Annotated in this window: 9 protein-coding genes and 1 riboswitch; of the genes, 6 read left to right on the forward strand and 3 right to left on the reverse strand. The window is 52.8% G+C overall.

What is annotated here, in order from left to right; all coding sequences use genetic code 11:
* Window positions 1–29: 29 nt before the first annotated feature.
* Window positions 30–1,055 carry a TRAP transporter substrate-binding protein gene (locus K0B01_03475; protein ID MBW6485195.1) on the reverse strand — a complete coding sequence of 342 codons (1,026 nt, stop codon included), beginning with the start codon at window positions 1,053–1,055 and terminating at the stop codon, window positions 30–32.
* A gap of 355 nt (window positions 1,056–1,410) precedes the next feature.
* On the opposite strand from K0B01_03475, the gene K0B01_03480 reads away from it, so the two are divergent.
* On the forward strand, window positions 1,411–2,154 hold the full coding sequence (locus K0B01_03480) for a M48 family metallopeptidase (GenBank protein ID MBW6485196.1): 744 nt from the start codon (window positions 1,411–1,413) through the stop codon (window positions 2,152–2,154).
* Window positions 2,155–2,235: 81 nt separating this feature from the next.
* Here the strand turns inward: K0B01_03480 and K0B01_03485 are convergent, their stop codons facing one another.
* Window positions 2,236–3,168 (reverse strand): energy transducer TonB, encoded by a 933-nt coding sequence (locus K0B01_03485; protein MBW6485197.1) that lies wholly within the window; start codon window positions 3,166–3,168, stop codon window positions 2,236–2,238.
* Between the two features lie 122 nt (window positions 3,169–3,290).
* A riboswitch (cobalamin riboswitch) is annotated at window positions 3,291–3,524 on the reverse strand.
* A 166-nt stretch (window positions 3,525–3,690) separates the two neighbouring features.
* Between K0B01_03485 and K0B01_03490 the strand changes: the two genes are divergently transcribed.
* The 5 genes from K0B01_03490 to K0B01_03510 all read left to right on the forward strand — a co-directional run bounded on the left by K0B01_03490 (window position 3,691) and on the right by K0B01_03510 (window position 8,091).
* On the forward strand, window positions 3,691–4,017 hold the full coding sequence (locus K0B01_03490) for a metalloregulator ArsR/SmtB family transcription factor (GenBank protein ID MBW6485198.1): 327 nt from the start codon (window positions 3,691–3,693) through the stop codon (window positions 4,015–4,017).
* A 490-nt stretch (window positions 4,018–4,507) separates the two neighbouring features.
* The gene (locus K0B01_03495) at window positions 4,508–5,371 is read left to right on the forward strand and encodes a DUF3373 domain-containing protein (GenBank protein ID MBW6485199.1); all 864 of its coding nucleotides are present in this window, start codon (window positions 4,508–4,510) and stop codon (window positions 5,369–5,371) included.
* Entirely contained in the window at window positions 5,334–6,176 is an 843-nt protein-coding gene (locus K0B01_03500) for a DUF3373 domain-containing protein (protein ID MBW6485200.1), read from the forward strand. Before K0B01_03495 ends, K0B01_03500 begins: the two co-directional genes overlap by 38 nt.
* A gap of 157 nt (window positions 6,177–6,333) precedes the next feature.
* Window positions 6,334–6,660 (forward strand): hypothetical protein, encoded by a 327-nt coding sequence (locus K0B01_03505; GenBank protein ID MBW6485201.1) that lies wholly within the window; start codon window positions 6,334–6,336, stop codon window positions 6,658–6,660.
* Between the two features lie 63 nt (window positions 6,661–6,723).
* Window positions 6,724–8,091 (forward strand): hypothetical protein, encoded by a 1,368-nt coding sequence (locus K0B01_03510; GenBank protein MBW6485202.1) that lies wholly within the window; start codon window positions 6,724–6,726, stop codon window positions 8,089–8,091.
* Window positions 8,092–8,338: 247 nt separating this feature from the next.
* Here K0B01_03510 and K0B01_03515 read toward each other — a convergent pair.
* Window positions 8,339–8,789 (reverse strand): DUF11 domain-containing protein (locus K0B01_03515; protein MBW6485203.1); only part of this gene is annotated, 451 nt, incomplete at its 5' end.

Raw genomic sequence — 8,789 nt, forward strand, 5'->3', positions numbered from 1 at the left:
ATGCAACTCATCCCTTCCCTGAAGAACATTTACTTCTGAAGTTTTTTAAGCTCTGCCTGGCAGAATTTGAGCGCTTCGTCGCCGGGGAGGTTTTTCGCCTTCGTGGTTTTTACGTAATCGCCCAAGATCGGCTGCACCTTTTCATGCCAGCGCGCGTCCTCTGCCTTGGAAAGCTTGATGATCTTGATCCCCTTGGCGGCAGCCAGCTCGTAGCCTATCTTGTCTATTTCATCCCACGCCTGCCCCGTTTTGATGATCCATTCCTGATTAACGCCTTCAATAATTTTCTGGAGATCGGCGGGGAGGGAGGCCCACTTTTCCTTGTTCATGACAACAAAGAATCCTGTTGTGTAAGCAGAGCCGAAGTTCTGTGTTGTGGAACCGACAACTTCCGCGAGTTTCCAGCCCTTGAGGGCCTCAGCAGGGAAAACGCCGCCTTCTGCAACGCCCTTCTGAAGCGCATCGTACCGGTCAGGCATGGGCATGGCGACCGGAACAGCGCCAAGGGCGGCGACTATTTTAGCGCTCAGACCATGGCAGGCAATCTTCAGACCTTTGAGATCTTCCAGGGTCGAGACCGGCTTTTTGGTGTTGAGGATGCCGGGGCCATGGGCGTGCAGGTACATCACTTTTACATCGTCGAATTCCTTCGGTTTGAATTTATTGTAGTAGATATTGATCAGTTTTGTGGCTTCCAGACCGTTTTGGTAGCCGAGCGGAAGGTCGATGACCTCGGTCAGGGGGAATCTGCCGCGGGTGTAACCCATAACGGATAATCCCACATCGGAGAGCCCCTTCACCACGCCGTCATAGCATTGGGCTGCCGGAGTCAAAGTTCCTCCCGGGAAAACCGTTACCTTTACCCTGCCGTTTGTTCTTTTTTCGACCTCTTTGCCCCACTCCACGGAAAGGACGGCATGCTTGTGAGGGGCCGGGAAAAAGTTGGAGTAGGTAAGTTCGATGGGTTTTGTCTGCGCGCTGACAGGAGAAACGGCTAAACACAGACCTGCGACTAATAAACTAAAAAACAGAGACACTACTTTCCAATGCTTCATTTTAACCCTCCTTTAATAGTGTTGAAGACTTGCATACGTCATTTTCCACCTGCCTGCCCTTCTTGAGATGTTACAAAGGTTTGGTAAAAATCAGGGAATCTTTTTTGTCCGGGTTCTTGAGGATTTTCGGGTTTTCTAATCACAAATCGCTTTATTGTCAAGCAAAATATCTTTGAAGCTCCGATTCTCTTTTTGACTTCCCTTTTGCTTTTTTCTTCTGTCTCTGGTATTTCTGCGGCTGGGGGCAGAAAACAGTGCCGATAAATGCCTGCATTTGCTGAAATAATTCGGGAAGCAGCAAGAGGACCGGGTTGCAGAAGCTACTGTAAAAATTGTCCCGGACGTCAGGAATTGGATGGATAAAAATTTGCCGTTGCCAAAGAAGAGGTTAGTTGATTATCGGGTACGCGTTTCTGCGCGGGCGCGGAACGTTCGTTTGCAGATCTCGTCACAGTACGGCCTTGTTGTAGTTGCTCCCCGGTATTTTGATCTGGCCCGGATCCCCGCGCTGATCGAGCAAAAGCGAAAATGGATAGAGAGCCATCTGCGCCGGTTTGCCGAGATGCCCGGCGGTCGGGAGACCAGGCCCGCCTTAATCCTGCCGGATGTCATTGACCTTCCCGCGCTGGGCGAGGCATGGCAGGTGCGCTACAACCCGATGAACACCGCCGTGGTCGGGATTGTCAGCGAGGCGCCGGGGGAGCTGATTGTTTACGGCGCCGTCCATCATCAACCCGCCTGCCGCGAGGTCCTGATCAACTGGCTGCGGCGGCGCACCCGCGAGGAACTCTGCGCCTGGCTTTCCACCCTGGCCGCTGAATACGGATTTACGTTCAGGGAATCCGTGGTGCGGGGGCAGAAAACCCGCTGGGGGAGCTGTTCAGCAAAAGGGACTATATCTTTAAGCTATAAGCTGCTTTTTTTAGAGCGCGACTGGGTGCGCTGTGTTCTTCTGCATGAGCTGTGCCACACGGTTATCATGAATCATTCTGAAGATTTCCGAAGTCTTTTGAATCGTCTTGAACCAAAAAGCAGGCAGATTGACAGGGAAATGCGCGAAGCGGCAAGGCGGGTCCCCGTCTGGGTGGAAAAAGGCTGACGGCGCTTTCGGATTATCCGCCGGTCTGGGGCTGAAGGGTAACTTTCTTGAGCCGGGTGGGAAGGGCGAGGAGGCAGTGCTTCATTCCAGTTTGAAGCGGATCGGGAGAACCGCCCGGGAAACGACTTTCTGCCCATTGGCAGAGGCCGGCGCAAAGGTAGATTTCCTGACCGCTTCGATTGCCGCCTCCGTCAACCCGTAACCAGCCGGTTCGGTAACGTCAATCCGCTGTACTTTGCCCGTCTGATCGATCAGGAGCGTTAAAACGACCCGCCCTTCTTTTCCCTGTCTGCGGGCGAATGAGGGATAAACCGGAGTTGCCCGGCGAATGAAAGTCGGGGCGTTTGTTTCGCCGAATTTCGTCTCGAGGGGGATGCCGCTTCCCGTTCCAAGCGAGGCATGGCCGCTTAAACCGCCTCCGAACCCGGTTTCTGAACCAGTTTTGGAGATTCCCCCGGGATTGCTTCCTGCCGCACCGGTGGTTGCTGTGCCCGCAGACGCGCCGCTGTTTTGCGAAACGCGTTGGGTTGTTCCCCGGCCGTATTCAATGCCGTCAGGCACGGCCGCGAGCAATCCATCATCCTTTGCGATCTCGGAAGGGGTCGGCAGGATTGTCTCTGCAGATTTTTCCGTAACGGATTTTTCAATGGTCTGGGGGAGCTCTTCCGTTGCAATCTTTTTTGCCGTGGCAGGCGCCGCCTTTATTGCATTATTTTGCACCTTTGCCCGTTCCCTTTGCGGCGAAGGAGCGGTCTCTTTTTGTCCTCCGGCCCGGGAAGCAGACGATTCTTTTTGTAAAAAATACGAACCATCTTCGTCGAAACTTATATGGAAGGTTTGTACGGCAACCGTGTCGGTGGCTGGCTGGAGCGCCAAAAAAAGCAGAAAGAAGGCATGAAGCGCCACAGAGGCGACGATCGCGGCATGGATCGCGCTCAGACGAAATCTGCATGCATTTTCCCGGGTCTCTTCTTTTTCAAAATACAGCGGCAATGTTTTTTCCTGAACTGCCATTTCGTTTCCCAAAAAAGTGGTTGCATAAACCAAAAAATCCCCGACCACAAAACTTATGGTCGGGGATTACACGTTTTTATAATCCTCAGATATAAAATTCCGTCTTCTTTACCTTCGAAGATAATGACGGGTCTGATCCTGGCCGGTCTCCTGGCTTGCAGGTCATCCTTCCCCCCGTGCCTTCCCATCATAACGACAGTGGCCGGCGACCTGGAACCAAGCTAACAGAGCCGGTAAAACTGTTCCAAGTCCGTAACGGGGATCGTCGCTGCTTACAGTGGCGGGTCCGCTCCCGATTTTAACGGGATTCCCTATCATGCCCCCAAGGGGGCTCTACCAAGACAGATTCTCTTGCAAAAGAACGTAACTTCCCGAACTAAAAGCTCGCTGGACGGCTAACACAGCCGCCTTTTCCTGTCAAGATTTATCTGGGGTGAATGAAAATACCGATTGACAATATTGTTTAAATATATTAATGTTTAGGAAAATTTAAACTCTTAAACTTTGCGAAGGGAGGAAGCAATGGAAAGGATATACGAACTTCAGGCTAATATATGCAAGGCGTTATCAAATCCGAACCGCTTGGAGATCATTAACAAGCTGAAGGAAAAAGAGCTATCTGCCGCGGAGTTGATGGAGAAGACGGGACTCGGCAAGTCCAGATTTTCCCAGTACATGGGGGGGCTCAAGGCTACCGGGCTGGTACTGAGCCGACGCGAAGGGGTAACCGTCTATTATCGGATTTCCAATATCAAGATTATCGAAGCCTGCTCCCTGATGAGAGAGGTGCTGCTGGCCGAGATCAATGGAAAAAGCGAGCTTGCCGCCAATCTGAAGAGCGACAATTGAGGAGCTTTACGTAATGAAGAAAGGGCGGAGGTGCAGCGCAATGAAGAAATGGCTGGCTATCCGGCACTCTCTTCTTCGCAGTTACCGATTCTATCCGGGATTGATGTCAGTGAAAACAGGCATCCTCCCGGTTTTTTTTGCAGTAAGTTGTCCCTGTCGGCTGTACGCGCAGGATGTTTTCAAATTTTTTTCAATGAAGGAGCGGGCGTTTTTTTGGCAGGGGAGGTCGCCTCCCCGCAAACCGGGTTGTTCGGGAACAACCGACTGAACTCTAGAGGCAATTGCAAAACTCTCACATTCTGTCATTTCCGCAATGATTTTAAGCGGGAAAACGAAGTTTAATGTTCATAATCTGGTTCTAACTGCTTGAAAAACCGTATTCCCGATAGAAGCATTGTGTACATTAAGCTCCGCTTTCGGGAATGACAAATAGTTTTGCGATTGGCTCTCTAAACTGATTTTGAAAAAACTTATACAGCAAGGAGAGACAATGAAAAAGTTCATGAGAGTATTCATCACCGCCGCAGTATTGATCGCCTTCTGTCTTCCCGTCCCCGCAATGGCGGCCGATCAGAATGAGCTGCAAAGCAAGATTGATCAGCTTTCCCGGGAACTGGAAGCGTTGAAGGCAATGGTCAAGGAGAACGTCGGCAAAACAAAGGAAATAGATGCCGTCAAACAGCAGGTCAAGAAAAACGAAGAAAAATCGTTAAGCCACTGGTTGAACGTCAGCGGCGATTACCGCTTCCGCTACGACAATCTCCGCGGGCAGGTGGCGCCCTATGCCGACGGCATGACCATGTTCGGCAATGTCGGGGCATTGATGGCGGCAATGAACGCCGGCACTATTGCCCCCATGACCCAGCCAGCGCTGTTCGGCGCGGCCATTGGCGGCGGGGCGGTTGGCCCGCTTACCCTGCCTACGGCAATGCGGAACGCCTATGACGTCAAGAGCGACTCCATCTATACAAACCGTTTCGGCCTCAACCTGAAGGCGAAGGCGACCGAGGACGTATCCGTCACTGCCCGTCTGCTCATGTATAAAGCGGCGGGGGCGCAGGACGACAATGCGCTCGGTTCAGGGAATACCGCCTTTTCGTTTGACCGGGCCGGCCTTTTTGACGGCACCATCGGTCATGTCCCCGGCGACAACAAACTTGCCGTTGACCGCGTTTACGGTACCTGGAGCAACATCGCCGAGCAGCCGATCTGGTTTTCCATTGGCCGACGTCCTTCCACCGGCGGGGTTCCCAGCCATCTCAAGGAAAACAAGCCGGCCCCCGGCAACTCGGGAGTCCCGGCGCTCTTGGTGGACTATGCCTTTGAACGGCGCAACCCTCGGATATGCGCCTGATATCGACTCGCTGCCCGGCGCCTACCTGAAATTATGCTATGGTCGGGGATTCCAGAACGACATCAAAAATGCCGATACCGGAAACGGCTTGAAAAATACGGACATGATCGGCCTGAACGTCGTCCCCTATGAAACCGACCGCTTTCGCGCGGAGTTGCAGTACAACCGGGGCATGAACATCTTTGACGCGCCGAAAATGCTTACCGGTCCGTACAACATGCTGGCGCCTGCCACTAATCTCGGCGACATTGACTGGTACGGAATGGACTTTCTCGGCAATGTGAAAAAGGTGGGCATCGGCAACCTGAACTGGTTTGTCAATGGCGCCCTCAGCCGGACAAGTCCCAATGGCAATACCCTCAAGTTCAACGGTCTGGATACCGGTTACGGGCTCCTCTACAGCGGCGTGCCGGAAGACAAAACCGGGTGGGCTGTCTATGCAGGCATCCGATATGACATCCCGTCCACCCTTACCAAGATCGGACTTGAGTATAACCACGGTTCCGAGGACTGGATCACCTTCAGCCCGGCTGCCGACGACATGTGGACCAGCAAGCTGGGAGTCCGCGGCAGTGTTTATGAAGTCTATATCATTCAGGAGCTGAAGCTGAAGCCGATCTCTTCGTGGCTGAGCAAAACGTTCTTCCGGATCGGTTATCAGTACTATGATTTTGATTACACCGGAAGCAACAGTTGGCTGGGCGCGCCGATAAAGATCGGTGATTTGAATAGCATGACGCCGCAACTGACCGCGCCGCTGAAGAATGCCCAGGATCTCTACTTAACGTTTGAAGTTCATTTTTAGTTAGCACCTTTTCCTGATCGGGACGGGGGCGGCGCCGCCGTCCCGATCAAAATGCAAAAGGGGCAAGCAGGCGCCATACAAAGGTTTTCTATGAATAAGTCTGCGATTTAATGAACATTGAATTTTATTTTCTGAAAATTAAAAAAGGAGAAATGATATGAAACAAAGAGGATTCATGGTGTTATTAGCGGTCGCTTTAACTCTTTTGGCAGTTTCGCTGACCGGGATCGCCGCTGCCGCCCAGCTGAAAATGGTCGGGGTGATAACCAAAATCGAGCTGGCCGACAAGGACGCAAAAACGGCAACGGCGACGCTCAAGGACAACAAGACCGAACAGAGCGTTGTTATTGTTATCAATGACGAGCTTACCCTTGACAAGCTCAAGGATCATCGTATTGTTGAGGGCGATGAAATCCGCTGCAAGTATGAAGTTATCGATGGCAAGAATGTAAGCACGTATTTCCGGAAAACGGCTGGATGCTGATGGGGGGCGGTCGCCGGTAAAGCGGCGCTTCCTGCTTTAACTGATTGAAAGAGAGATGATCCGATGAAAAGCAATAAGGTTATGACTGCCCTCTTGCTGGGGGTGTTGGTGGCTTCGTCGGCTTTTGCCACGGAGCACCCGGGCAAGGAGTTTATCGAACAAAACGGCTACAAGGGGCCGGTTACCTGTGAGGAGTGCCATCCCGGGAAGGCCAGGGAATTCCTCTCCACCGTGCACTGGAAACACGCTTCTCCGGTAACCAATGTGGAAGGGCTCGATCCCGAGAAGGAATACGGGATGAAAAACCGTATTTACACGATGTGCAACGGCAATGACATCGTCAACAACATGAAGGAAGTGCCGGTAAATCCGCAAACCGGCAAGACCAAGATCACCGGCTGCAACACCTGCCATCCGGGCAATCACCTAAGCGATGTGGGAAGCGTCGGCAGCGAAGCGGAAAGCGCAGTTGATTGTCTGATCTGTCACTCCAGCAGTTACGATTTTACCAAGCGCAAGCCGTTCAAGGATGCGCAGGGCCGGATCGTGATGGGGCAGGACCGGAGCGTCAAGGCTGCGGCATCTATCGGCAAGCCGGCGGTCAAAAATTGCATGGTCTGTCATGAGTCGGCAGGCGGCGGTGTATTGATCAAGCGCGGTTTTTCCTATACAAAAGAAAACGATGTGCATGCGGCCAAGAAAATGGTTTGCGTTGACTGCCACAAGACGGTTAACCACAAGATTCCCACCGGTTTTGATCCGAACAACTGGGCAAGCGACGGAGTGAAAGTCGCCTGCAGCGACTGTCATGGAGAAAAACCCCACAAGGAACAGGCCTATAACCGTCATACCGCGAAAATAGCCTGTCAAACCTGCCATATCCCCAGAAACGGCGGCGCCATTGCGAAGGATTTCACCAAATGGGAGCAGCTTGCGGATAAATTTTACGAACCGGCCACTATCCAGGGCGACGTCCGGGCCACCATTCCGGTCTATGCCTGGTATAACCTGCAGGTGAAAAACAGCCCCGAGTTTATCGGCCCGAAGGGGAGCCGGAAGGACAAAAAGAGCAAGATCTATCCGTTCAAGGTATTTCAGGGAAAGGCCTTCTTCGACAAGAAAACCAAACAACTGATGGCGATGGATTTTGCCCCGCCGATGGCAACGGGCGACGCCCTGGCCGGCGTAGCTTCGGCAGCAAAGACCCTGGGAATTAAAAATTACGAGCCGACGCCTGGCTGGCAGACGCTCTATTTCGGGAGCAACCACCTTGTCACCAAATCCGGGGCGCTGACCTGCACCAGTTGCCACGGCCTCAGCGGCGTCCTTAATTTCAAGGCCCTCGGCTATTCCGACAAGGAAATCTCCCGGCTGACCAGCCCGGAAATCTACTTCCAAAAGGTGCTCGAAAAACAGAAAGAGGACTGGTAGCCAATCTTCGTGAATCACTCTCCGGAACATTGAGATTAACGTTGGGAAAGCAGTGTTCCGGAGTAATAATTAGGAGAAAATAAACTGGGCATAAAAGGAAAATCACTCCTATCCTTTCCGAACAACAAAGAAACTGTTATCAATAATTAGCGATAGAGGTAATTGTAAAACTCGTCCAAATACCTTCTCCTTCCCCCTTGACGGGTGAGGGGCGGGCGGGGGTGATGCGTAATGACTTATCATCCCCTTATTCGAGCTTCACCTGGTAGGTCACGGTTCCGGAAACACTCGCTGCCAGCGAGCCCGTGAATGTCCACTGGATCGAGCCGCCGCCCGATATCGAGGGCACGCAAGCGGTCAGGTTCGGCGGCAGTGGCTCGCCACACGCCACGGAGAGAAATGCCGTGTAAGGCGGCGTCATGTCACGAACCACCAGGTTGTTGATTGGATTAACGCCGTTGTTGAGATAGGTGATGCGGTATTCAAGCACGTCCCCCTGCTTGGCCGTGTTCCTGGTCGCCCACGGACCGTCCTTTGTGACATTGCGCACCTCCTTGGTCAACAGCAGGGCCACGTCGCTGACGATGGTGAGGTCCTGGTGCGTATAGCTGCCGGTCAGTGCGGGGTTGGCGTTGGTGTAGTTGAAGTTGGCCTGGATGGTTACCAGGTTCGAGGCGCCCGGCGGCGCTTGGGCCGGG

This window comes from Syntrophobacterales bacterium (assembly GCA_019429105.1).
Taxonomy (GTDB): Bacteria; Desulfobacterota; Syntrophia; order Syntrophales; family UBA5619; genus DYTH01.

Coding starts and splice junctions, on each gene's coding strand:
- K0B01_03475 (MBW6485195.1), bottom strand. CDS start 1,055: ATGAAGCATTGGAAAGTAGTGTCTCTGTTTTTTAGTTTATTAGTCGCA.
- K0B01_03480 (MBW6485196.1), top strand. CDS start 1,411: ATGGATAAAAATTTGCCGTTGCCAAAGAAGAGGTTAGTTGATTATCGG.
- K0B01_03485 (MBW6485197.1), bottom strand. CDS start 3,168: ATGGCAGTTCAGGAAAAAACATTGCCGCTGTATTTTGAAAAAGAAGAG.
- K0B01_03490 (MBW6485198.1), top strand. CDS start 3,691: ATGGAAAGGATATACGAACTTCAGGCTAATATATGCAAGGCGTTATCA.
- K0B01_03495 (MBW6485199.1), top strand. CDS start 4,508: ATGAAAAAGTTCATGAGAGTATTCATCACCGCCGCAGTATTGATCGCC.
- K0B01_03500 (MBW6485200.1), top strand. CDS start 5,334: ATGCCTTTGAACGGCGCAACCCTCGGATATGCGCCTGATATCGACTCG.
- K0B01_03505 (MBW6485201.1), top strand. CDS start 6,334: ATGAAACAAAGAGGATTCATGGTGTTATTAGCGGTCGCTTTAACTCTT.
- K0B01_03510 (MBW6485202.1), top strand. CDS start 6,724: ATGAAAAGCAATAAGGTTATGACTGCCCTCTTGCTGGGGGTGTTGGTG.